General features: G+C 68.5%; 21 protein-coding genes. 6 read left to right on the top strand and 15 right to left on the bottom strand.

Annotated features, from left to right (window positions below; all coding sequences use genetic code 11):
• Window positions 1–45 precede the first annotated feature (45 nt).
• Window positions 46–1,308, top strand: a complete 1,263-nt coding sequence (locus FFS72_RS20625) for an aminodeoxychorismate synthase component I (protein ID WP_137875682.1) — start codon at window positions 46–48, stop codon at window positions 1,306–1,308.
• Window positions 1,309–1,336: 28 nt separating this feature from the next.
• On the opposite strand, the gene FFS72_RS20620 is transcribed toward FFS72_RS20625, so the two are convergent.
• Window positions 1,337–5,401, bottom strand: coding sequence for an nSTAND1 domain-containing NTPase (locus FFS72_RS20620; protein WP_137875681.1), 4,065 nt, complete (start codon window positions 5,399–5,401; stop codon window positions 1,337–1,339).
• A gap of 382 nt (window positions 5,402–5,783) precedes the next feature.
• A complete protein-coding gene (gene rsmI / locus FFS72_RS20615; protein ID WP_137875680.1) occupies window positions 5,784–6,614 on the bottom strand; it encodes a 16S rRNA (cytidine(1402)-2'-O)-methyltransferase in 831 nt (276 codons plus the stop codon).
• Between the two features lie 23 nt (window positions 6,615–6,637).
• Between rsmI and FFS72_RS20610 the strand changes: the two genes are divergently transcribed.
• On the top strand, window positions 6,638–8,215 hold the full coding sequence (locus FFS72_RS20610) for a dolichyl-phosphate-mannose--protein mannosyltransferase (protein ID WP_502704138.1): 1,578 nt from the start codon (window positions 6,638–6,640) through the stop codon (window positions 8,213–8,215).
• Window positions 8,216–8,226: 11 nt separating this feature from the next.
• On the opposite strand, the gene FFS72_RS20605 is transcribed toward FFS72_RS20610, so the two are convergent.
• The 5 genes from FFS72_RS20605 to FFS72_RS20585 form a co-directional block, all read right to left on the bottom strand.
• Window positions 8,227–9,894 (bottom strand): BCCT family transporter, encoded by a 1,668-nt coding sequence (locus FFS72_RS20605; RefSeq protein ID WP_249353429.1) that lies wholly within the window; start codon window positions 9,892–9,894, stop codon window positions 8,227–8,229.
• A gap of 107 nt (window positions 9,895–10,001) precedes the next feature.
• The gene (locus tag FFS72_RS20600; RefSeq protein WP_137875679.1) at window positions 10,002–10,430 is read right to left on the bottom strand and encodes a DoxX family protein; all 429 of its coding nucleotides are present in this window, start codon (window positions 10,428–10,430) and stop codon (window positions 10,002–10,004) included.
• Window positions 10,431–10,505: 75 nt separating this feature from the next.
• Window positions 10,506–10,883, bottom strand: coding sequence for a DUF2784 domain-containing protein (locus FFS72_RS20595; protein WP_137875715.1), 378 nt, complete (start codon window positions 10,881–10,883; stop codon window positions 10,506–10,508).
• Window positions 10,884–10,946: 63 nt separating this feature from the next.
• Entirely contained in the window at window positions 10,947–11,306 is a 360-nt protein-coding gene (locus tag FFS72_RS20590; RefSeq protein ID WP_137875678.1) for a GntR family transcriptional regulator, read from the bottom strand.
• Window positions 11,307–11,356: 50 nt separating this feature from the next.
• Window positions 11,357–11,797 (bottom strand): nuclear transport factor 2 family protein, encoded by a 441-nt coding sequence (locus FFS72_RS20585; RefSeq protein ID WP_050062860.1) that lies wholly within the window; start codon window positions 11,795–11,797, stop codon window positions 11,357–11,359.
• 67 nt (window positions 11,798–11,864) lie between these two features.
• Here FFS72_RS20585 and arsC point away from each other — a divergent pair, with 67 nt between their 5' ends.
• Window positions 11,865–12,227 carry an arsenate reductase (glutaredoxin) gene (gene arsC, locus FFS72_RS20580; RefSeq protein ID WP_502704137.1) on the top strand — a complete coding sequence of 121 codons (363 nt, stop codon included), beginning with the start codon at window positions 11,865–11,867 and terminating at the stop codon, window positions 12,225–12,227.
• Window positions 12,228–12,294: 67 nt separating this feature from the next.
• On the opposite strand, the gene FFS72_RS20575 is transcribed toward arsC, so the two are convergent.
• The 3 genes from FFS72_RS20575 to FFS72_RS20565 all read right to left on the bottom strand — a co-directional run bounded on the left by FFS72_RS20575 (window position 12,295) and on the right by FFS72_RS20565 (window position 15,386).
• Window positions 12,295–13,503, bottom strand: coding sequence for an arginine deiminase (locus FFS72_RS20575; RefSeq protein ID WP_137875676.1), 1,209 nt, complete (start codon window positions 13,501–13,503; stop codon window positions 12,295–12,297).
• Window positions 13,504–13,569: 66 nt separating this feature from the next.
• Window positions 13,570–14,187, bottom strand: a complete 618-nt coding sequence (locus FFS72_RS20570) for a response regulator (protein WP_137875714.1) — start codon at window positions 14,185–14,187, stop codon at window positions 13,570–13,572.
• A gap of 23 nt (window positions 14,188–14,210) precedes the next feature.
• A complete protein-coding gene (locus tag FFS72_RS20565) occupies window positions 14,211–15,386 on the bottom strand; it encodes a sensor histidine kinase (RefSeq protein WP_137875675.1) in 1,176 nt (391 codons plus the stop codon).
• Between the two features lie 126 nt (window positions 15,387–15,512).
• Here FFS72_RS20565 and FFS72_RS20560 point away from each other — a divergent pair, with 126 nt between their 5' ends.
• Both FFS72_RS20560 and FFS72_RS20555 read left to right on the top strand, forming a co-directional pair.
• Window positions 15,513–16,580: an ABC transporter permease gene (locus FFS72_RS20560; protein WP_137875674.1), complete on the top strand. Its 1,068-nt coding sequence runs from the start codon at window positions 15,513–15,515 to the stop codon at window positions 16,578–16,580.
• A gap of 36 nt (window positions 16,581–16,616) precedes the next feature.
• The gene (locus FFS72_RS20555) at window positions 16,617–17,309 is read left to right on the top strand and encodes an ABC transporter ATP-binding protein (RefSeq protein ID WP_137875673.1); all 693 of its coding nucleotides are present in this window, start codon (window positions 16,617–16,619) and stop codon (window positions 17,307–17,309) included.
• 60 nt (window positions 17,310–17,369) lie between these two features.
• On the opposite strand, the gene FFS72_RS20550 is transcribed toward FFS72_RS20555, so the two are convergent.
• The 3 genes from FFS72_RS20550 to FFS72_RS26555 all read right to left on the bottom strand — a co-directional run bounded on the left by FFS72_RS20550 (window position 17,370) and on the right by FFS72_RS26555 (window position 20,082).
• Window positions 17,370–18,776 carry an Ig-like domain-containing protein gene (locus FFS72_RS20550; RefSeq protein WP_171018766.1) on the bottom strand — a complete coding sequence of 469 codons (1,407 nt, stop codon included), beginning with the start codon at window positions 18,774–18,776 and terminating at the stop codon, window positions 17,370–17,372.
• Between the two features lie 193 nt (window positions 18,777–18,969).
• Window positions 18,970–19,839: an SDR family oxidoreductase gene (locus FFS72_RS20545; RefSeq protein ID WP_249353430.1), complete on the bottom strand. Its 870-nt coding sequence runs from the start codon at window positions 19,837–19,839 to the stop codon at window positions 18,970–18,972.
• Window positions 19,840–19,938: 99 nt separating this feature from the next.
• The gene (locus tag FFS72_RS26555) at window positions 19,939–20,082 is read right to left on the bottom strand and encodes a hypothetical protein (RefSeq protein ID WP_171018763.1); all 144 of its coding nucleotides are present in this window, start codon (window positions 20,080–20,082) and stop codon (window positions 19,939–19,941) included.
• Between the two features lie 148 nt (window positions 20,083–20,230).
• Between FFS72_RS26555 and FFS72_RS20540 the strand changes: the two genes are divergently transcribed.
• The gene (locus FFS72_RS20540) at window positions 20,231–21,982 is read left to right on the top strand and encodes an AMP-dependent synthetase/ligase (protein ID WP_137875671.1); all 1,752 of its coding nucleotides are present in this window, start codon (window positions 20,231–20,233) and stop codon (window positions 21,980–21,982) included.
• A 68-nt stretch (window positions 21,983–22,050) separates the two neighbouring features.
• Here the strand turns inward: FFS72_RS20540 and FFS72_RS20535 are convergent, their stop codons facing one another.
• Together FFS72_RS20535 and FFS72_RS20530 are read right to left on the bottom strand one after the other, a co-directional pair.
• On the bottom strand, window positions 22,051–23,469 hold the full coding sequence (locus FFS72_RS20535) for an Ig-like domain-containing protein (protein WP_137875670.1): 1,419 nt from the start codon (window positions 23,467–23,469) through the stop codon (window positions 22,051–22,053).
• Window positions 23,470–23,504: 35 nt separating this feature from the next.
• Window positions 23,505–24,287: Ig-like domain-containing protein (locus FFS72_RS20530; protein ID WP_171018765.1), on the bottom strand; the 783-nt coding region annotated here is incomplete at its 5' end.

Below are 24,287 nucleotides of genomic sequence, written 5' to 3'. Positions count from 1 at the left end.
ACCTGCCGTTTTCGTACTCGCGCCCCGTCGTGAAACCCTTTCCCGGTGCGAGTCGAACGGTTGGGCGGGGGCGGAACCCCGGCGGCGGTGCTTCGCGCCCTGGCACGTGTCAGCGCCGATCGGGGCGTCCCACTGCCCGCCGCACTGATCGGCGACTGGTTCGGGTCGCGTGCCGTGATCGCGCCCAGCGTCACGACGGGTCCGGTCACGCCTGGTGCCGCCTTCGACATCACGCCGTGGGCAACCAGCGACGCCATCGACAACGCAGATGCCACCGCACCGGTCGTCGGGGGCGGATGGATCGGCTTCCGTAGCTACCCCGACCTGCCCGCGGACGGCCGGACGCCGGCGCTACCGGAGTCTGCGGGCGGCTGGACCGACTCCGTCCTGCGCCTCGACGCCGACAACTGTTGGTGGTACGAGTCGCTCACCGACACGTCGTGCCCCGAGCACTGGTTGACGGCGGTAACCGAACCCGAAGCGGACCGCGCGCCGTGGCACGTCGAATGGACACCGCCGGACCGCGCGGCGCACCGCGCAGGAGTCCGGCAGTGCCTCGACGCGATCGCGGCGGGCGAGGTGTACCAGGCATGCGTGTGCGGACAGTTCACCGGCGCCTTCGACGGCGACCCACTGCACTTCTTCGCCGACGCGGCGGACGCAACGCAGCCGGCGCGCGCCGCGTTCGTTCACGGCGAGTGGGGTGCGGTCGCGTCTCTGTCACCCGAGTTGTATCTCGCTCGACACGGAAACCAGGTGACGTCCAGCCCGATCAAGGGCACGCTGTCGATCGACGCCGACCCGAACGAACTCCGCGCCTCCGTCAAGGACGTCGCCGAGAACGTGATGATCGTCGACCTGGTCCGCAACGACCTCGGCCATCTCGCCGTACCGGGGACGGTGACGGTCACCGATCTGCTCGGCGTGCACCCCGCCCCCGGCGTGTGGCACCTCGTGTCCACGGTCACCGCGACCGTGCCACCGGAAACCGGGACACCCGCACTCTTCGATGCCAGCTTCCCGCCTGCATCGGTCACAGGATGCCCGAAACATCGGGCCCGACAACTCCTTTCGCTGTGGGAGCCCAACCCGCGCGGGGTGTACTGCGGAACCGTCGGATTCGCCTCGCCTCTGGCCGGCACCGAACTGAACGTCGCGATCCGCACCGTCGAGTTCGACCCGAGGGGCAACGTGACGCTCGGTGTCGGCGGCGGGATCACCATCGACTCCGATCCCGACGCCGAATGGCAGGAGTGCCTCGACAAGGCGTCGAGCATCCTGGCGTTGCGGAGCGCACCGAGGCACTGACGTCCCTGCTCGGCGAACCGGGCACCGACTACTCCGAACACTCCCCCCGAGCCGACCCGGTCAGCTCGTAATCGGCTTCCTGCTGGGCGCTGAGCGGCGACGACGACGAACAGATCCGGTCGATGATCGAGTCGACGTCGAGACGCGACGCCCGCAACACTCCGTCACCGTCCGCGGCCACCACGGTGTCCGTGTTCGGCAGGAACTCGACCTGCTGCCGTCCCGACCCGTCGACGAGGATCGGGCCGCCGACCTCACGCATGTCCGCGGGGTCGGCGACGTCCCACAGCCGGACCGTCCCGTCGTCGCTCCCCGACACCACGTACCGGCCCTTCGAGTCGAAGGAGACCGAGTAGACGGTGCCGCTGTGGCCACGCAACTCCGGCTCGCGCACCGTCATCGATCCGTCCTCCGCCCGGTCCCACAGCACGACCGTCTGATCGTCCGTCCCGGTCGCGAGCGTCCGGCCGTCCGGAGAGAACGACAGGGAGTTGATGCCGGAACTGCCACCTGCGCCGACCGTCAACACCTCCGGCTCGGACGGATCGGTGACCCGCCACGCGAACAGTCCGCCGTCCGCGTCCACGGCGACCAACGACGAGCCGTCGGGGCTGAACACGGCCGACCGCACGAGGTTGGTCGGCCCGTCGAGGCGCCCGCCCCACGGCACAGGGTTCGCCGGATCGGCCAGGTTCCACAGCCGCACGCTGGAGTCGTCGTCGCCCGCGGCGAGCGTGCGACTGTCCGGACCGAACGCCAGCTCCCAGGTGAATCGGGTGTCGGTCAGGATCGGCGGACCCAGGGCGACGGGACGTTCCGGGTTCCGGACGTCCCAGATCTGCACCTGCCCACCCGTCGTGGGCGCGGTCGCCATCAACGTTCCGTCCGGCGCCAACTCGACCACGTGTGCACCGCCGAAGGGGCGGGGCAACTCCACCGATCCCGACGGCTCGGTGTGCCCGGTGGAGTCCACTCGCCAGAGCCGGATCACCGAGTCGTATCCGCCTGTCGCCATCAGCTTTCCGTCGCGGCTGATCGACGGGAGGGTGAGCGCGGCGTCCGACGCCGCAACCGCAGTGTGCGGCAGCGTCCACGCCCGCACGCGCGAATCCTGACCACCGGTGAAGACTGTCGCCCCGTCCGGCGACAACGCCAACGCGGGCACACCTCCACCATTTCCGGTCATCGGCGGCTGCAGCTGCCGCATGGTGCCGCGTCCCGCAGCCACCGACCACCGTTTGACCGACCCGTCCCAGGACGCACTGACGAGGGTGGCGCCGTCGGGTGCGAATGCGATCGTCCAGATCGCGCCGGTGTGCGCCTGCACGGGGGCGCCGACCTCCCGCACCGCGCGCACGTCCGTGGTGTCGAACAACCGGAGGATGCCGTCGTCGCTGCTCGCCGCCAACCTGCGTCCGTCCGGTGCGAACGCCACGGAATGCACGACGTCACCGAACTCGGCGGGAACGGGCGGCAGCGGTACGGGCGCACCGCGGTTCGACACGTCCCACAACCGGACACTGCGATCGTCGCTCGATGTCGCCATCACGGCCGAATCGCCGCGGAACGAGACGGTCCGGACACCCGCAGGATGCGCGTTCAGGACGGTCGACGGATACGGGCCGGGTGCGGGGGTGGCCGCCAGTGCACTCGACGTGTCGAACAGGGTGACGGTGCCGTCGTCGTTCGGCACGGCGAGAGTCCTACCGTCGGGGCTGAAGCGAATGTTGTGCACCGCCTCGGTACCCACCCTGGCATCGTCGAGGAGCAGTCGCGGCGCTGCCGGGTTCGTGACATCCCACATGTGCACGGTGCCGTCACCGGCCCCCGCGGCCAGCACCGCCCCCGACGGGGAGAACGACACCGACGCCATGTACTTCTCCGACCCGATGAGCGGGGGTCCGATCGGCGTCGGCTCCGCACCGCCACCGAGCTGCCACAGCCGTACCGTGCGGTCGTCACTGGCCGAAGCCATCAACGTGCCACTGCCGTTGACGGCCACCCCGTACACCGGTCCGGTGTGACCTTCCAGGGCTCGGCCGATCGGCGTCGCCTCGGTCGCGATCAATCTCGAGTAGGCGTCCTCGGAATCCGGTCGCATCTGCCACGCTGCCAGGGAAAGCCGCGCCGCCGTCGTGGGGTCGGTCGTCCGCAGGGAATCAGCGAGCGCGATGACCTGCCGGAACTGGGCGGCAGTGCTCTCGGACTCGGCGCGGTTCTTCGCCGACCACGCCGTCGACACCGCCACCATCGCGACCACCGTCGACAGCACGAGAGCCGCCATCACCGTGCGCGCGACCCAGGTGCTCCGGCGTGCATGACGCGTCGACGCCGCGAGGAACTGCGACGCCGACGGCGTCAGCGACGTCGCGACCAGACCGGAACCACCGCCCCTCGCCGCGCTGTACCCGACCCCGGCGTATCCGTCGGCGGCGAACTGCGATGCCTCGTTCACGATGTCGAGGCGGCCCCGCTGGTACAGCAGGCTGGAGTCGCGACCGGAGTCTTCCCACCGCGCCGCGTCCTCCTCGATCTGCTGCCGCAGCGCCGAATATGACCGGTTCTCCTGGATCCAGGCCTTCAAACGCGGCCAGGCCTCGATCACGGCATCGTGGATCAACTCGACGCTGTCGGCGTCGGCGACGAGGACACGCGCTGCAATGAAACGATCGACCACCTGCTGGACCTCGGTGGGCTGGTCGGTCAGCGCGAGCAGTTCCGGCCGGGTGCGCCGCATCTTGACGTCGGCTCCGGTCTGCGTCACGTACACCAGGTGCACCATGATCGCCCGGGCCAACGCCTGGCCCCGCTCGTCGAGGCCCTCCCAGGTGCGCTCCGCGGTCGCGGTCACCGATCCGCGGACACCACCGGTCGCCCGATAGCCCGCCACCGTCAACTGGCCGCCGCGGCGGCGCTCCCACATCGTGTCGAGTAGGTGCGACAGCAGGGGCAGTACGGTGCTGCCACCGTCGTCTGCGGTGAGAACCCCCAGGTCGTGCAGGATCAGATCGACCAGTCCGGACTCGAGTTTGAGTCCGATCATCTGTGCGGGCCGGGTGATGACCTCGACCATGTCGGCTCGTGTCAGCGGCGACACCGCGCGGCTGCGTCGCTCGAGGGCGTCGGCGAGAACCGGATGAGCCAACGCCTGCGCGTAGAAGTCCGACCGCATGGTCGCGACGACGACCGGGGCCGCATCGGGCGTCTCGTCGGCCGCCAACGCCGATGCGGCGTCGTCCAGCAGTTCGAGGAATCGGTCGCGGGCGTCCGCGTCGTCGCACTGGGTGAACAGTTCCTCGATCTGATCGACGATCACGACGAGCTGGGAGACGCCGAGGCGGATCGTCGCCGCCCGGACCGCGCGCCGGACGCCCTCTCGTCCGAAGCCGACGGGTAGGTCACCGAACTCGGGAATCGCCGCGGCGAGCGCTCGAACCGGGTCGGGCCCCGGGGTCACGACGATCGCGGTCACGGTCGCGGTGTCGGACGCCGGATCGGATCGCAACTGCCCGGTACCGAGGAGTTCGGGGACGAGGCCGGCCTGAACGAGCGACGACTTCCCGACTCCGGATGCGCCGGTGACGATGGCGATGCCGTGTCCCTGGGCGGCGGTCACCACGTCGACGAGACGCTGCAGGGTTTCCGTGCGCCCGAAGAACAGGCGCGCGTCCTCGGCCCGATACGGCTCGAGACCGCGATAGGGCCGGACCCCGGACATCGGGGCGGCGGCGGGCTTGTCGGACTCGACGCTGCCGCGGGCGGCGCCACCGCCGTCGCGGGCGCTCTCCCACCACGTGTGCCACTGCTTGAGCGAATACAACCCCGGCGAGGGCGGCTGGCTTCCGTGTAGCGACTGGGCCGTGCGGATGAGGGAAACGAGTACGGGTCGCAGGGAGTCGAAGCTCGCGGGCACCCGCTTTCCGGAGCGCCAGTCACTGAGGCGCTGGATCGACACCGGCTTCTCCGCGCCGATCGCGCGACCGAGGGCGGCTGCCTCCGACACCACCGTCTTCAGAGGAGGCCCGCCCGCTGTTGCGAACAACAGGCGCAACTGGTCGGCGAAGTGCAACCTCGCGTCGTGCTCGTCGGTCATCGTGCTGCCCGTCTCCACCTGTTCCCAGCCGCGGAAAATCCGCTGCGGAATAGTTCCTCACCACATGTGAACTGGGAGAATACCGGATTGGTGGCACAGACCTATTGGTCAGGTTGGATCGGGGCGGCACAGTTGTGAGCACCGCAGGCAACGCTCTGCGTACGTCGCAGCACCGGCGGGGACTAAGAGTTCGAGGGGTAGTTCCCGCCGGGCAGCGCACATCCATGGTCGTGACGTGAGGAGTCGACGGTGAGTCGAATCGCCATCAGGATCGTTCGGAGTGTTCCGCCGACCCTGTCCGCCGCACTCGTCATCGCGGCGTCCGTCGCGCTGATCGTCATCCTCGCGGGCATGCCCACCTGACCCTGCTGCACTCGGTTTGTCAGGATCTGCGCGCCGCGAGCACTGCTTCGTACACCTCGCGCTTCGACACGCCCGCAGTCGCCACATCGGCGCACGCATCCTTGAGCCTCGCGCCATCGGCCACCAACTGTTCGACGACGGCAACCAGATCCTCGGGCCGGGCGGCCACCGGACGGGCACCCTCGAGGACGACCGTGATCTCACCCCGTACGCCGTCGGCGGCCCACTCCGCCAACTCGGCGAGCGTTCCCCGTCGGACCTCTTCGTAGGTCTTCGTCAGCTCCCGGCACACGGCCCCCCGGCGTTCTCCACCCAGGACATCCACCGCATCCGCGAGGCAGTCCGCCAAACGGTGCGGCGCCTCGAAGAACACACAGGCCCTCGACTCGGCGCGCAGTGTCTCCAGCCATGCCCGACGCGGGCCCTGCTTGCGGGGCGGAAATCCGTCGAAACAGAACCGCTCGACCGGGACACCGGACAGCGCCAATGCCGTCGTCACCGCGGATGGGCCGGGCAGACAGGTCACCGGCAGGTCCCGCTCGACGCAGGCCGCGACGAGCCGGTATCCGGGATCGCTCACCGACGGCATGCCGGCGTCGGTCACCAGCAGCACGGTTCGCCCCTCGGCCACGTCCTCGACGAGCGCGGGCAGCCGGGTCGTCTCGACCTGGTCGTAGAAGCTGACGACACGGCCCGTGATGGTGACGCCGAGCGCCGACGCCAGGTGCCGGGTGCGGCGGGTGTCCTCGGCAGCGACGACGTCCGCCGTCCCGAGTGCGATCCGCAACCGTTCCGAGGCGTCGCCGACATCACCCATCGGGGTCGCAGCCAGGACGAGACAACCGTTCATGTCCGACAGCCTACGATCGTTCGGTGACCCAGTTGACCGACGAGCGCTGGGCGGCGGACGACCGGGTGCTGATCAGCCCGGGGCCCGCCGCGCCGGTACCGGATCCGCCGCCCGCCGACCGGCTTCGCGGCTGGGTGGTCACGCTGTTCCTCACCGCGGTCGCCGCGATCACCCGGTTCACGATGCTCGGCTACCCGACCGATGCGGGTACGCCCGTCTTCGACGAGAAGCACTACGCGCCGCAGGGCTGGCAGGTGCTCACCGGAGGCGGCGTCGAGGACAACCCGGGATACGGATTGGTCGTCCATCCGCCGGTCGGCAAGCAGCTGATCGCGCTCGGCGAGGCGGTGTTCGGATACAACGGCTGGGGCTGGCGGTTCGCGGCGGCAGTGGCGGGCACGATCCTCGTGCTGCTGGTGATCCGCATCGTGCGGAGAATGACGCGATCGACGCTCGTCGGGGCGATCGCGGGCATCCTGATGATCGCGGACGGTGTCATGTTCGTCTCGTCGCGGATCGGGATGCTCGACATCTTCATGGCCTTGTTCGTGGTCGCCGCGTTCGGCTGTCTCGTCGTCGACCGCGACCAGGTGCGGGCGCGGATGGCGGTGGCATTCGCGGAGGGTCGGATCGGAGTCTCCGAGTACGGACCTCGGCTCGGGGTGCGGTGGTGGCGTTTCGGTGCAGGCGTCATGCTCGGGCTCGCGTGCGGCACGAAGTGGTCGGGCATGTACTTCATCGCGTTCTTCGGGCTGATGTGTGTCGCCTTCGACGTCGCGGCGCGCCGGTACCACGGGGTGCGCCGACCGTGGGTCGGCACTGCGCTGCGCGACATCGGTCCGGGGCTGTATGCGCTCGTCCTGGTCCCGCTCGGCGTCTACCTCGCGAGTTACTGGGCATGGTTTGCCTCGGAGACCGGGGTGAACCGGCACGCGGTCGGCGACGAGCTGGGGTTCGGCGGCAGCTTCTCGTTCGTGCCGGACGCGCTGCGTTCGCTCTGGTACTACAGCGGCAACGTTCTCGAGTTCCACTCCGGACTGACCAATTCGGCGGGCAACCATCACCCGTGGGAGTCGAAGCCGTGGACGTGGCCGATGGGTCTGCGGCCGATGCTGTACTACTTCGCCGAGGGCGACCAGGTGTCGGGTTGCGGCGCGCAGAGCTGTGTGAAGGCGATCATGCTGATCGGTACGCCTGCGATGTGGTGGCTGGCGTTGCCGATGTTGGCGTGGGCGCTGTGGCGGTCGGTTGTCGGACGCGACTGGCGGTACGCGGCGGTCCTCGTCGGCTACGCGGCCGCCTGGCTGCCGTGGTTCGTCACGATGGATCGGCAGATGTACTACTTCTACGCGGTCGCCCTCGCGCCGTTCCTGGTGATGGGTCTGGCGTTGGTGTGTGGCGAGGTGATCGGCTCGGCTCGGGGGCGGTTGGGTGCGTCGCGCGCGGCGACCGACGAACGTCGCGGAACCGGGCTGCTGGCCGTCGCCCTGTACCTGGGTTTGGTTGTCGCGAACTTCGTCTGGCTGTGGCCGATCCTGACGGCGCTGCCGATCACTCCGGAGATGTGGCAGCAGCAGCTGTGGCTGCCGAGCTGGCGGTGATCCTCAGGCCGTCACTCGGGGACGCGATGACGGCGCAGCGGTAGCGGCAGTCGGCGGCGTTCCCTCGGTCGCAGGATCATCGGGTCGTGGCAGAGGTCGCGGTACAGCGAGATGCACAGTCCGATCATGACCACGACGAACGGCGCCGCGGCGATGATGGTCATCGTCTGCAGGCCGTCGAGCGCGTTCGCCCCGCCCGTCCACAGCATCAGGGCGGCGACGCCGCCGGTGAGCGCACCCCAGAACACCACGTTCCACCGCTTGGGTGAGAGCGATCCGCGCTGTGACAGCGTCCCCATCACCATCGACGCCGCATCCGCCCCGGATACGAAGAAGATGGCGACGAGCAGCATCACGAGCACGGTGGAGATGCCGGCGAGCGGCAGGTTGTCGAGCATTCCGAACAGCTGTGCCTCTGAGGAGTCCCGCCCGGCGAGGTCGATACCGTCGCGCTGCTGGGCGATGGCCGCCCCGCCGAACACTGCGAACCACAGCAGGCTCACGACGCTGGGCACGAGGATGACTCCGGCGACGAACTCGCGGATGGTGCGTCCCCGGCTGATCCGCGCGAGGAACATCCCGACGAACGGGGTCCACGAGATCCACCACGCCCAGTAGAAGATCGTCCACGTGGACAGCCACTCCCCGACCTCGGGATTCGCGGACGCCGCGGTGCGCGCGGACATCTCGAACAGCTCGCCGAAGTATGCGCCGATCGTGGTCGGAATCAGGTTGAGGATGAGCACCGTCGGACCGAGCACGAAGACGAACACGGCGAGTAGGAGCGCGAGCACCATGTTGATGTTCGACAGCCACTGGATGCCCTTCGCGACTCCGGACACCGCCGATGCGATGAAGGCGAGGGTCAGCACGGCGATGACCGCAACGAGGAGCAGGATCCCGGCTTCCTCGACCCAGCCCGCGACCTCGATTCCGGACCCGATCTGCAGCGCGCCGAGACCGAGCGACGCGGCGGTTCCGAACATGGTGGCGAAGATCGCGAGGATGTCGATGACCCTGCCGATCGGGCCTTCGGCGCGCCGCCCGAGCAGGGACACGAATGCCGAGCTGAACAGCTGTTTGCGGCCCCGCCGGTAGGTGCCGTACGCGAGCGCGAGGCCGACGACGGCGTAGATGGACCAGGGATGCAGGCTCCAGTGGAACATTGTGGTGGCCATGGCGGTGCCGATGCCGCCGTCGGTGCCCGGGGGCGGCGTCACGTAGTGGGCGAGCGGTTCGGCGACACCGTAGAACATCAGGCCGATACCCATACCGGCGCTGAACATCATCGCGATCCAGCTGACGGTCTTGAACTCCGGCTTCTCACCGTCCTTGCCGAGCGGGATCCGCCCGAAGCGGCTGAAGGCCAGCCACAGGGAGAAAAGCACGAAACCGCTGGCTGCGAGGATGAACAGCCAGCCGACGTTGGTCACGATCCAGTCGAGCACGTGCCCGGTCACCGACTGGAGACTGTCCGGGGAGATCAGCCCCCAGACCAGGATGACGCCGACGATCGTCGCGGTGACCGTGAACACGACGCGGTCGGTGCGTACCGGCGGGCCGCTGGAGGTGGTGTCGTCGCTGTCAACACCGACCCCTCCCGGCGCGGCGCGGCCTGCGTCGGCCGCTGCAGCGGTGCCGATGCCCGCGTCGCCGGGATCGCTCTGACCGGAATCCATTCCCGGAGAATCGGTTTTCGCAACCATGATGACCTACGTTGCTCGGCTGCGACGGCAAATGCAACCTGCCGCGCGGTGGGCCGGTGGAACCGCGCGGCAGGGCGACGCTATGTGGTTGCGCTGGATCGGGACCGTCCGCCCAGGAGTCCGTCGACGCTGAAGCGCCCTGCTCCGGTCGCCGCGAGCAGCAGCGAGGTGACGCCCAGCGCGAGGACGAGTTCGTAGCCGCCTTCGGAGACGAAGATGCCCTTGTCGATGTGCACGATGAAGAACGCCCCGAGCATGTCGAGGAAGAGCAGGATGCCGAAAATCGGGGTCGCGACACCGGCGATGAGCGCGAATCCGCCGACGAGTTCGATGGTCGCGGCGGCGATCGCGGACAGGTCGGGCAGTGGGGCGCCCATTCCGTCGAACGCCTTCTGCGTCGCGTCGATGCCGTTGGTGAAGAACTTCTGCCAGCCGTGGGCGACGAAGATGATGCCGATGCCGATGCGGGCGATCAGGAGGGCCAGGTCGCGGAAAGCGCTGGATTTCATGGGTGTTGTCGTCCTTTGCGATTCGGGGCGCGGGGTCGGCGTTCCGATTGCGGAACACTCCCACTGTCGCACGATTTAAGTTGAAGCGTCAACTAAGCGGGTGCGACGCGACCGCCTGGCGTACCCCACCCACGACCCGACGACGACAGCGATCACCAGCAGTCGAACCAGATTCACCGCCTCGACCGGATAGACGACACCCTCCAGGTAATGGGCGATGAAACCCGTGGAAGGCAACGCCGACCGGCCTCCCGACAGCCTCGCCCAGTTCTCGAGCCACGTCAGCGGGCACTCGTACCCCACCAGCACCGACCCGACACCCCACACGACGGTGATCACGTGCAGCGGGAGAGTGCGCGGCCAGCGCCACGCCAGGAAGCCACCGAACACCAGGTAGCCGATGAACGCGAAATGCAACGCGACCGCGAGCACCTCGACGACGCGGTAGATCATCACCACCTCCGTCACGCGCGCACTGCTCCGCGACGTTCCCACCCCGAGTTCGAGCGTAGCCCCCTACGCTCCCCGGATCGCCGCCTCGACCAGCGACCGGGCCACGTCGTCGGACAGACCGAGGCCTCGCACCGTCGCGACGTAGTCCGTGGCCGCACGCGCCGCGACACCGGCCGACGCGTCACCCGTGGAGGCGACGAAGGATCCGAGCCTGCCACGGGTCTCGATCGCGCCGAGCGCCTCGAGTTCCCGGTACGATTTCGCGACCGTGTTCGCCGCCAACCCCAGCTGTTCGGCGAGCGCCCGCACGGTCGGCAGCTTCGTGCCCGCGATCAACCGACCGTCCCGCACTTGGTCGAGGATCTGCAGCTTCACCTGCTCGAACGGTGCCGTCGACGACTCCGGATCGATGTCGATGCGCATGTCGCGAGGCTAGCCCTGCGGAGCGCCGACGGCACGCCGACCCGCACTCGTCAGGACAATCGGTCCAACCCGTCGAACCACGCCGACTCCTCGTACAGCTTGCGACTACGCCAGCCGTCCTCGGTTCGAACCAGTTCGTGGTTGTACCAGCCGCCGCAGAAGAACTGCTTCGCCGGAGCACCGTCCTGCGCCTCGGCGAGAATCATCGGGTTGAAGAACATCGCCCGGACGCTCGCCTCGTCCCCTGCCAGGTCGACCGAGATGTTGGAGACGAAGTGCTGTGTGCGAGCGAAGAGGTCGAGCATCGGGGTGAGTTGGGTGACGACCTCCTCGAGAGACCCGGCGGGCCCGCCCGTGGTCGAGTAGTCGATCGCCGCGTCGGGAGTGAACACCGTTCGGTACAACACCCAGTCCTTGGTGTCGACAGCGTGCGCGTAGCGCGTCAGCAGGTCCGTGATCTCGATGCGGTCGGCGATCGTCCGAAGGTCCATCACGACATGAAACCGCACCGACGTCGCCGTTGTCCCGGAATCCGGCGGCCGGGGCAGAATGTCCGTCATGGCAACCACTTCCCCCGCGACCAGGGCGACGATCTACCACAACCAGCGCTGCTCGACGTCCCGCAAGGTGCTCGCGTTGATCGAGGAGGCGGGCATCGTCCCGACGATCGTCAAGTACCTCGACACCCCGCCGTCGCGGGACGGACTGCGCAAGCTCCTCGACGACGCGGGGCTCGAACCGAGCCAGGCGATCCGCACCAAGGAAGCCGTGTACAAGGAGCTCGGCCTCGCAGGCGCGAGCGAGGACGAACTGATCGACGCGATGGTCGAGAATCCGATCCTCATCGAGCGCCCACTGGTCGTCACCGACCGCGGCACCGTCCTCGCCCGCCCCGTCGAGAAGGTCACCTCGATCCTCTAGACGCTTCGCGCGTGCGCGTCTCTTGGGTAGCTCCACCTACCGAAGCGGCGCACGAGCGGTGAGCCGCCTACTCCCGCCAGATCGGGCAGGACATGCAGCGCGGGCCACCTCGACCGGAACCGAGTTCGGAGCCCGCAATGCGCAGGACCTCGATGCCCGATGCCTCCAGCCGGGCGTTGGTTTCGACGTTGCGTTCGTAGGCGACGACGACACCGGGCGCGAGCGCGAGGGTGTTGTTGCCGTCGTCCCACTGCTCACGTTCGGCGGTGACATGGTCGAGCCCGGTGTCGATGACTCGGAGCTTGTCGATACCCATCGCCGCCGCCGCCGCATCGAGAAAGGGCTCGGCGCCGCGGATCGTGACCCCATCGCCCTCGAACCGCAGCGTGAAGGCCGAAAGCGTGTCCGCCACAGCCGGATACATGACGATCGCGTCGACGTCGACCATCGTGCACACGGTGTCCAGGTGCATCGAGGCCCGACGTTGCTCGATGGGGACGACGAGTACCGTGTGCGCGAGTCCGTCCTCGAACACGCTTCGCGCCAATGCTTCTGCCCCCGCGGGTGTGGTCCGCTCCCCCACCCCGACCGCGATCACGCCCGGCGCGAGCAGCAGCACATCACCCCCTTCGACCGGCGCGGTGTGCGACTCGTACGCGCGTCGCACACCGAGGAATCGTGGATGGTGCGCGTAGATCAGATCCGTCAACGACGCCTCCCGGACCCGGGCCGGCAGGGCAAGCGCGGTGATCGCGACCCGGTCGGCGATCCAGAACGACGAGTCACGGGTGAACAGGAGATTCGGGAGCGGCTCGATGACGAAGTCTCCGCCGTGGTGCATCCGCCGCACCAACGACGACCCGCTGGGTCCGATCGGCAGTTCGTCGAACGTCATCCCGGCGGTCAACACCGTGGACAGTGTCGCCGGGTCGACGGTGCGCAGGTGCGCCGCGAGTTCCTGCGCCAACGGATGCCCGAGTCGACGCGGGTCGACGGCCGCCGCGATGCCCTGGATGCGGGCCGCTCCGCTGACCGTCAGCGCCTCCGTCAACACGTCCGACAGCAGGAGCACCTCCACACCACGCGACCGCAGCAGGTCCGCGAACGCGTCGTGCTCGTCCTGCGCTCGATCGACCCAGGGCAGTCCGTCGAAGAGCAGTTGGTCGTTGTTGCGTGGCGTCAGACGCTTGAGCTCGTCTCCCGGCCGGTGCAGCAGCACCGTCCGCAGACGCCCCACTTCGGAATCGACCCTGGGAGCCGGTTTCTCGCTCGTCATGAGTAGACGGTAGTGCGCACCGCCGGCGTCGGCGACTCGTCGACTACACGTGGCGCGCGGGATTCGTCAGCGAATCAGCCCCCGGTCGCGGGCCACCGCGACCGCGGCGGTGCGGCTGTCGACGGACAGTTTCGAGAACACGTGAACCAGGTGTGATTTCACGGTCGCCTCGGTGACGAACAGTTCCCGCGCGATCGCCCGGTTCGACATTCCACGGGCGACGAGTGTGACGATCTCGATCTCGCGGGCGCTGAGGTCCTCGTGCGGTGCCCGGATGCGGCGATAGAGCCGCTGCGCCACACCGGGATCGAGCACGGTCTCACCCCGGGCCGCGGCCCGGATCGCGTCGATCAGCTTTTCCGGATCGCTGTCCTTGAGCAGGTACCCCGACGCCCCCGCCTCGACGGCACGGAGAATGTCGGCGTCGGTGTCGTAGGTGGTGAGAACGACGACTTTCGGTGGCCGCTCCCCCGCGATGATCGCGCCCGTCGCCTCCGCACCGTCCATTCCCGAACCCAGGCGCAGGTCCATCAGGACGACGTCGGGGTGCTGGGTGCGGACCACGTCCAGCGCCTCCTCCCCCGACGACGCCTCACCGACGACCTCCAGACCGTCGACCGACGACAGCAGGGCCCGCATCCCGGCACGCACGACGGGATGGTCGTCCACCAGGACGATCCGCAGAGCCCCGCCCGCGCCGGGTGCCGTCACGACGGCACCGGCAGGGTCGCGGCCAGAGCGGTCCCGTCGCCCGGCGCGGATTCGACCACCAGCGACCCGCCCAACGAGTCGAGGCGCTCGCGCATCGACCGGATCCCGAACGACCGCCCTCGCGGCGCGTCGGGGTCGAAGCCGACACCGTCGTCGACGACATCGAGGCGCACCTCGTCCTCGGCGTAGCTCAACGTGACCCGGACGCGTTCCGCCGCGGAGTGCAGTCGGACGTTCGCCAGTGCGCCCTGCGCCACCCGCAGCAGCGCGACGTCGTACTCCATCGGCACCGCAACAGGTGCTCCGTCGACGACGACGGTGGCGTCGATGCCGGTGTGGTCGCGCAGTTGCGCGGTCACCCGGTCGAGTGCGGACACCAGAGACGCGCCGTCCATGACGGCGGGCGTCAACGCCCCGACGACCCTTCTGGCCTCGTCGAGGCCACCACTGGCCGTCTCCTCGATCTGGCCGAGGACCGCAACCGGGTCACCGCGCTGCCCGGCGCGAGCGAGCAGCACGATCGACGAGAACCCCTGCGCGAGGGTGTCGTGGATGTCCCTGGCCAGCCGCGCCCGCTCCTCGGCGGCGCCGGCCTCACGCTGAAGCGCCGCGAGTTCGTCCTGGGCACTGAGCAGTTCGTTGTGCGCGATCGACAGTTCCTCGTAGAGCTTGCCGCGCTGCCGCGCGTTCTCGAGCAACTGCTGGTAGACCAGCGCCATCCCCGCCGACGCCGCCGCACCGAAGATCGGGCCGAGAACCGAGGCGACCGGATTCGACGCGCCGTGCCACAGGGAGCCGCCGATCGCGGCCGCCGTGATCCCCACCGTCGCGGCCAGAGCGGCCCGGGTGGACAGCAGGTGGAAACACAGGAAGTAGAGGGGGAACGCCACCCACACGAACGACGGGTCGAGCACGACCAGGAGCAGCCAGCCGGCCACGAGGACCGCGAGCCAGAACCGACCCCACGACGAATCTCGGGTAGGGTCCGCCTTCCTGGCGAACCACATTCCCGAGCCGTACCACCCGAGCAGCGCGACGGCCACCGCAGTCGTCACGACCGGTGACGAACCGTCCGCCACGACCCGGGCGACGCCGAGACCGAGCAGCAGGACGAACAGTGCATGCGCGCCTACCGTCATGACGCGCAGCATGGGAGCGGACGTGGGCTGCATTTCGTCCACGCTAACACTCGGGTGCACCCCGATCCGCCTCCGACCTGCGGATTCCAACTTTCGATTGATCGCCGAACCCACCCGTTGCGCGATGCCAACCTCCTCGCCACAGAAGAGGCTGGAGTCATGTTCCTCGCACTGCGTGACCTCCGATTCGCCAAAGGCCGCTTCGCACTGACCGTCGCCGCCGGATTTCTCGTCTCGTTGATGGTGGTCCTGCTGTCGGGCCTGACCGCCGGACTCGGCCACGAGTCGATCTCCGCGGTCCAGAGCATCGGCGCCGACCACTATGCGTTCGAGGACTCCGGGCAGGATCGGCCGCTGTCGTTCTCCGACTCCCGGGTCACCGAAACGCAGCACGACGAACTCGCCGCGCAGCCCGGTGTCGACGAGGTCGCCGTCGTCGGGGTCGCCCCGGCCCGGGTCGCGGTCGGCGGCTACGAAGCCGCTGTCAGCGCGTTCGGCGTCGACGGTACGTCCTTCGCGGCACCGGTCCCGTTGTCGCCCGGCCAGGTCGCGATGAACCGCACCTTCGCCGAGGACAACGGGGTGACCTCGGGCGAGCAGGTCGACATCGGGGGTCACACCGTCACGGTGACCGCCCTCGTCGACGACTCGTCACACAGTCATCAGCCCGTGGTCTGGCTCGATCTCGGTGACTGGCAGGCACTCCCGACCGCGGCGGGCAGCGACGGCACCGTCCTGGCGCTGAAGACGTCGACGGGCTTCGACGCGGGCACGGCAGCGACCGCGTCCGGCACCTCGATCACCGACGAGTCCGGCGCATTCGGCGCGATCGGTGGCTACAGCTCCGAACGCGGATCACTGCTGCTGATCCAGGCCATGCTGGTGGCGGTCGGCTCTCTGGTGGTGGGCATGTTCTTCACCGTGTGGACGATTCAACGCGGGCAGGACCTCGCGGTCCTCAAGGCGATCGGCGCGTCCACCGGCTACCTGATCCGGGACGCGCTCGGGCAGGCACTCGCGGTCCTCACTCTGGGCACCGCCCTCGGCACGGCCGCCGCCGTCGGTTTGGGATCCCTTGCCGCCCAGTCCGTTCCATTCAGCCTGACGGTGGCCGGCGTCGCGCTCCCCTTCGTCGCCCTGATCGCACTCGGCATGGTCGGCGCCGCTGCCGCCCTCACCCGGATCGTCACCGTCGATCCACTCACCGCGCTCAGCGCGGCCCGCTGACACCCGCGCCTCACTCGGAGAACCAGGAGAACAACCATGGGAATCACCCTTCGTGACGTCGTATTGACGTATCCCGACGGCGACGACCGGATCCGAGCACTCGACGACGTCGACTTCGCCGCCGAACGCGGACGCCTGACCGCAGTGACCGGGCCGTCCGGTTCGGGAAAGTCCAGCCTGCTCGCCGTCGCGGGACTGCTCACCACACCCGACTCCGGCCGTGTCGTGCTGGACGGCACCGACCTCACCGGCTCGACCCGCGCCCAGCGGACGGCGCTGCGCCGGGAACGAATCGGATTCGTGTTCCAGCAGTCGAACCTGCTGCCGTCACTGACCGCGACGGAACAACTGCTCGCCATCACCCATCTGCGCGGAGGTCGAATCCGCACCGACCGGGACCGGGCGCGCGGTCTGCTGACCGAACTCGGTCTCGGCACACACCTCGACCGGCGTCCGCACCAACTCTCCGGCGGGCAGCGGCAGCGGGTCGCGATCGCCCGCGGCCTGATGAACGAACCGTCGGTATTGCTGGTCGACGAACCGACGTCCGCGCTCGACGAGGACAGGAGCAGGCAGGTCGTGGCACTGCTCGCCGACCTGGCCCACGACCGCGACGTCGCGGTCGTGATGGTCACCCACGACCTCGGCCAGCTCGACCTCGTCGACGAGGTCCGCGAGATGCACAGCGGCCGAGTCACTTCCGGATCCCGCGTCAACGCATCCGAGTGAACGAAAACGGCGCCCCGTCCCGAAACCGGGACGGGGCGCCGTGACGCGAAACGTTCGCGACTACTGGCCGAACAGGCTGCCCAGGTCGACGCTTCCGCCGCCACCACCGGGGTTGGGCACCGGCTCGTCGGTGACGGTGACCGTCGTCGTGGACTCGGAACCGAGGAAGCCGGGTCCACCGCTGTAGACGGCGCGGACGTCGAAGATTCCGCTGGCGTTGAAGACGTAGCTCTGCTGCGCCAAACCGTTCTTGACGTTCACGGGGTTACCGAGGGGCTCGGCGCCGCTGAAGAACTGCACCGTTCCGGCAGTGGCCGCGGGCGCCACCGTCGCGCGCAGGAACACGTAGACACCCTTCTGCGCCAGGGTCGGGATGTTCAGCGTCAGCGCGGTCGCCACGTCGGTCGCGCCCGGCTCGCTGACCTTGATCGTCTGCGCCGCGGACGTCGATGCGTTGAACCCGGGCGCGCCGTTGAACACGGCGGTGACCACCTTGTCACCGATGACGTTGAAGTTCTGCACCACGCTGGCCTTGCCCGTGGCGGGGTCGACATCGGCGGTGCCGAGGACCGTCGCACCGTTCTTGAAGGTGACGGTTCCGGCGCCCGGAGAGGGCTCGACCTGGGCTTCGAGAACGACGTCCGTGTTGATCAGCGAGGTCGCCGGAACAATGAGCGTCGTCTGCGTGCTCTGGTTGCCCGCTTCGATGGTCACGGTCTGCGCAGCCGAGACGGACTCCAGCGCATACCCGGTGCCGAGGAACTTCGCGGTGATGTCGAACGTGCCTGCGTCGACGTTCGACGGGGTCCAGTCGAAGGTCGCCGCGCCGGTGGCGTTCAGCGTTCCGGTGCCGACCTCGTCCACGCCGCGGTAGAACTTGACCAGGTCACCGGCGCGACCGCCGAGAACGTTCGCGGTCAGCGTGGACTTGATGCCGCCCTTGAGTGCGCCGACGGGCTTGAGTTCGGTGGTGGTGACGTTCTTCGCGATATTGAGGGCGGGGCCCTGTCCGCGGAATTCGCCAGAGGTGGTGCCGCCGTAGGCAACACCGGTGTTCTGGGCGGCCTCACGGACGCAGTTGGCTCCGACGGAGTACTGGAACTCGAAGGTCTGGGTGGCAGTGGCGTCCCAGGAACCCGCCACACGGACGAGACCCGCGCCGATGCTGGACACCGGGACGGGCAGGCCGTTCACCTTTGCGGTGTTCTGCAGGTACGTCAGGCAGGTGGGTCGGACGTCCTCGACCCAGCTGACGGTGCTGCCTGCACCGGTGATCGTGGTGGTGGCGGTGAGGACCTCGCCCTCGTTGGGCGTCACGTTGCTCACCGTGCGGGTGAGCGCGTCGCCACCGTTGGCCCACGAGATGGTTCCCGGTGCGGCCGACGCGACGCCGGTGGACACCACCGCCACGAACCCCGCGGCAACCCCGACCGCGCTCGCAAGGGCGACCGCCCTGCGTCCAGACATCCCCGACATGCAATTCCTTCCGAATGCGGCCCCCACGACAGGCCCCAGTGGTGTGGTCTCGAACCGCCGATAGAGGCGGATCGGATTGAGATCGGGGTGCAGTAGATCACGGTTCGATCACTTGTAGAGGCGGTTTCGGCGAACTGGTCGAACGTTCGTCCAGACGGCCGGGAACGGTCGGCGCGGGACCGTGTCAGCGCAGAAATTTCGAGAACTGGCGGTTGGCCTGACGCATCACGAACTCGTAGGGCCACGCGAACTTCCGCGCCCACCAGTATCCGAACCGGATGTCCGGCGAGGTGTAGACGAGGAACCGCTTCTTCTCGATTCCCCGCACGATGCACTGCGCGACCTTCTCCGGGGTCACGGCACGCCGCTCGAACAGGTGAACGGCCTTCTGGACCTTCGGATCGTTCCGGTCGACACCGGCGATCTCGACCGTCCCGACCAACGGAGTCTGGACCGCACCGGGAACCACGAGGGAGACGCCGATCCCGTGCTGCTCCAGGTCGAACCGCAGCACCTCCGACACACCGCGCAGCCCGAACTTGCTCGCGCTGTACGCCGCGTGCCACGGCAGTGCCAACAATCCGGCGGCCGAGGACACATTCACCAGGTGCCCACCCCGGCCCGCGCGAACCATGGGCGGTACGAAGTTCTCGATGACGTGGATCGGACCCATCAGGTTGACGTCGACCATCGACTTCCAGTGCCGGTGCTCGAGATTCTCGACAGTCCCCCACGCGGAGATCCCGGCGACGTTCATCACGACGTCGAGTGAACCGTGCTCGCCGTGGACCTGCACCGCCCACTCGGTGACGGCGTCGTAGTCGGCGATGTCGAGGGCACGAGATTCCGCAATGTCACCGCCGCGCGCGGTGATCGTCGCGACGGTCTCGGCAAGGCCCACTTCGTTGATGTCGGTGAGAAACAGTTGCGCGCCCTCGGCCGCGCACGCCAGCGCGGTCGCGCGGCCGATTCCACTTCCGGCACCGGTGATCAGACACTTCTTGCCGCCGAGATTCCTCACGAGACCCCCTGCCGTCCGTACGCGGGTGCGCACTCGATTCACGGCGGGAGTCTACGGCGGCGGCGGTGACGCGACCGCCCACCAGCGCACGGCGAGCCGATCCAGATCGCCGTCGCCTCGGTCGCGCGCGACCTACAGTCGCGTGGCCATCTCGTCCTGGTAGCCGCGGATGGTTCGCTCGATCTCCTCGGCCGCGGCCGCATCCTCGTGGCCACGGGCGTAGTCGGCGCGCTCCCGCAACTTCCGGATCGCCCTGCGCAACTCGTCATCCGACATTCTGTGATCCATATCACTCAGTGTGCTCCGTTTCTGGCGCACGGCCAACCGCCCAGAATGCCGGACGCCGCGGGGCTATCCTGGTAGGTGACGTGGGTCACATCGCTGCCCTGGGTGGCCCCGGCCCGCCAGTCAAGGAGGATCCACGATGAGCCTCGACACCCTCTGCGCCGCATTCCAGGACACCGTCGCCCGCCATCCCGACAAGATCGCGCTGCGCACCCCCGACGACAGCGTCGAGATCACCTGGCGGGAGTACTCGCAACGGGTCCGTGCCATCGCCGCCGGCCTCGTGGGGCTGGGTGTGCGTCAGGGCGACACGGTCGGGCTGATGCTCACCAATCGACCCGAGTTCCACCTCGTCGACACCGCGACGCTGCACGCGGGGGCCACCCCGTTCTCGGTGTACAACACCCTCGCTGCCGAACAACTTCGCCACGTACTGAACAACGCCGGCAACCGGGTCATGGTGTGCGAAAGCCAATATCTCCCGGTGATCGAGCAGGCGGTTCCCGGGACCGCGGTCGAGCACATCGTCTGCGTCGACGGCGCAGCCGACGGAACCATCGGCCTCGCCGATGTCGAATCGAATCCCGACCCGGAATTCGACTTCGATGCGAGCTGGAGAGCTGTCCGTCCCGACGACCTGATCACCATCATCTACACATCCGGGACCACGGGACCGTCGAAGGGTGTCGAACTGACCCATGCGAACATCGCTTCGTTCCGTGATGCGGTCGCCGACATCACCCACCCGAGCCCCGACGACCGGATCGTGTCTTACCTACCCGACGCGCACATCGCGAACCGCTGTGTCTGCCATTACAATTCGATCCTCTTCGCCACAGAACTCACCACGCTCGCCGACATGAAGCAAGCCACGACCGTGCTACCGCAGGTTCGTCCAACGGTGTTCTTCGCGGTCCCGCAGGTCTGGTACAAGGTCAAGGCCGGAGTCGAAGCGGCCATCGACGCCGAGACCGGAGCCAAGAAGAAGCTCGCGCAGTGGGCCGTCGACGTCGGCATGCGCGTCGCACGAATGCGCTCGGCGGGCGTCCCCGTCCCCCATCGGCTGGAACTGCAACACGCGGCCGCGGATCGGCTCGTACTCTCCTCGATCCGCCGCAAACTCGGGATGGACGAGGTCCGTCTCGCGGCCACCGCCGCCGCCCCGATGTCGCCCGATGTACTGACCTTCATCCTGGGCCTGGGCATACCCTGTTGCGAAGCGTGGGGACTCTCCGAGACCACGGCCCTGACCACGATGAACCGGCCGGGGGCGATCCGAATCGGCACCGTGGGTGAGCCGGTGACCGGCGTGACACTGAAACTCGCCGACGACGGGGAACTCCTGGTCTCCGGTCCCGGCGTCATGCGGGGATACCGCGGCGAACCGGAGAAGACCGCCGAGGCGCTCGACGCCGACGGCTGGCTGCACACCGGCGACGTCGCGACCATCGACGCCGACGGCTACGTGACGATCGTCGACCGCAAGAAGGAACTGATCGTCACCACGGGCGGCAAGAACATCTCGCCGGCGGCCATCGAGGACGCACTGCACGCGGCGAGCCCGCTGATCGCGGGTGCCGTCGCGATCGGAGACGCCCGCCCCTACGTGACGGCGCTCCTCACCCTCGATCCGGACGTCGCGGCAGCCTTCGCGGGATCCGGCCGCTCCCCGAGTGAACTCGCGGACAGCCCCGAGGTGCGAGCGGAGATCGATCGCGCCGTCGCCGCCGCGAACAGCCAGCTGTCACACGTCGAACAGGTCAAGAAGTTCGCGCTGCTCCCCGACGTCTGGGAACCCGGCGGCGAGGAGTTCACGCCGACGTTGAAACTGCGCCGCAAGCCGATCGCGGACAAGTACGCACGGCAGATCGAGGACCTGTACGCGGGCTGACGACACCCACTTCCGGAAACGACGGATCCCCGTCACCGCATGCGGTGACGGGGATCCGTTGACAGGGTCTAGCTGGAGCCGAACAGCGAGCTGCCGTTGCCGCCGTCACCGCCGCCGGGGGCGGCCATGACCTGGACGGACTCCGAGTCGGCGGACGCGTTCACGTTGCCCGCGCCCGAGTACTCGGCCTTGATGACGCGCTGACCGGCAGTCGCCGGAGTCCACGCGAGGCCGGCATTGCCGTTGGCATCCACCTGGGCGGTACCGATGACCGTGTCACCGTCCTTGAACGTGACCGAGCCACCCGCGTTTCCGGGCGAAACCTGAGCCGAGAGCATGTTCGATGCGCCGACCGTCGGGTTGCCACCGATGGCGAGCGCCGTGGTCGACGAGACGTTGCCGGCCGCCGCCTCGGCCACCGTGATGGTCGCGTTCGCCGTCGAAGCGGTCACACCGGCCCGGCCGGAGAAGGCCGCGCTGATCGCGTGGGCGCCCGACGTGGACGGCACCCAGGTGTAGGTGGCCTCACCGTTCGCAGGGACCGGAACCTCGGCGAGCACCGCGGCACCGTCCTTGAACGTGACCGTGCCGCCGGCACCGGCCGGGGAGACCGTCGCCTTCAGCACCGAGGGCCGTCCGACCTGCGCATTGCCGACCGGTGCGAGCACGGTGGACGAGTTGGCGTCCGCGTCGGTGATCTGCACGGTCTGCACACCCGACTCGGAGGCGTTCGCCTTCGGCGTGGCGGGGAACTTCGCGACGAGAGTGTGCGAGCCGCGGTTGCCCGGGGTCCACGAGTAGGTCGCGACACCGTTGTTCAGCGTGCCCGAACCGATCTTGGTGCCACCGTCGTAGAAGTCGACGGTGTCACCGTTGGCGCCGCCGGTGACGGTGGCCGACAGGGTCACGGCCTGCCCGACCTGAGCACCCGTCACCGAGGCGAGGGTGGTGGTCGAGGCGTTCTTGCCGACCGTGATCGCGGGTCCCTTGTTGTCGTAGGTTCCCGAGCCGAGCGAGCCGCTGTAGTGCATGCCCGACTGCAGCGCAGTGTCCCGAGCGCAATCCGGCCCGACCTTGTAGGAGAACTCGAACGTGTGGGACTTCGGGTCGATGTTCGGGTACACCGTCCAGCTGCCGGCGACCTTCGCGAAGTCCGCCCCCTGGCTGTCCAGACCACGCGGCGAGCCGTCGACCTTCGCGGACCCCTCGACGTACGTCAGGCAGGGCGCATGCACGTCCTTGACGCCGTAGAGAATCTCGAGCACGGTCCATTCCTTGCGCTCGAACTTCGTCGAGACCGTGATCACGTCACCCTCGGCCGGCGTCGTGTTGCTCACTGTCCGGGTGAAGTGACTGCTCCCGTCCCACCAGTCGACCGACGCGGGCGCCGCACCCGCAACTCCTGCGCCGGCCACGACGGCGAAACCCGCCGCCACCGCGAAGGCGCTCACTCCGCCGACCATCCGGCGAATGTTGTTGTCTGCCATTGATTTCCTCTCCACTGAAACGTGCGTGTTCGTGATCAGGAACCGAAAATGTTGTCCAGCGACCCGGTGCTGCCCTCACCCGGGTTGACGGGGGGATCCGTGACCAGCACCGTCGACACCGTGGACGTCGAGCCGAGGTGGCCGGGGGCACCGCTGTAGACCGCGGTGATCTCCCGACTGCCGGACACGGCCACGACCCACGACCGGGTGGCCGTGCCACCGGTCACCGCGACGGGAAGACCGATGCGGTTGGCGCCGTCGAAGAACTGCACCGTGCCACCGGCGGGCGTCGGAGAGACGGTCGCGGTGAGGGTCACGGAGGCGCCCCGCACAGCGCCCGCAGGCGCGTCGAGTGCCGTCGTGGTCGCGACGTCGGTCGGATCAGGATCGGTGACGCTCACCGACGCGGACTGCGCGGCCGAGGACGAGAACCCGGTGCCGCCCGAGAACCGAGCCTCGACCGACGCGGTACCTGCGGATGCGAACGTGTGCGTGAGGTCGGCGACACCGTCGACGACGTTGACGGGCGCGAGCACCTGACCGTCGACCGTGAACTCCACAGTTCCGACGGAACCGATCGACGCGAGGTCCGGTCCGGCGACGGACGCGAACAGGTGGACGGCCTCGCCGGTCCGTGCGGCCGCCGGGACGGTCAGCGTCGTGGTGGTCGCCTTGTCAGGGGCAACAACGGTCGACACCGTCAGCGTCCGAGCCTCCGACACCGACGCCACGAACCCGGGAGCACCCGAGTACACCGCGGTCAGCTCGTGCGCACCCACCGCCAGCGTCCGATTGATCGACGCCGAACCGTTCGTCAC

The organism is Rhodococcus sp. Q, assembly GCF_005503035.1.
Lineage (GTDB): Bacteria > Actinomycetota > Actinomycetes > Mycobacteriales > Mycobacteriaceae > Rhodococcus_G.
Note: the sequence above shows the minus strand (reverse complement) of the source record. Positions and strands in the feature narration are given on the sequence as shown.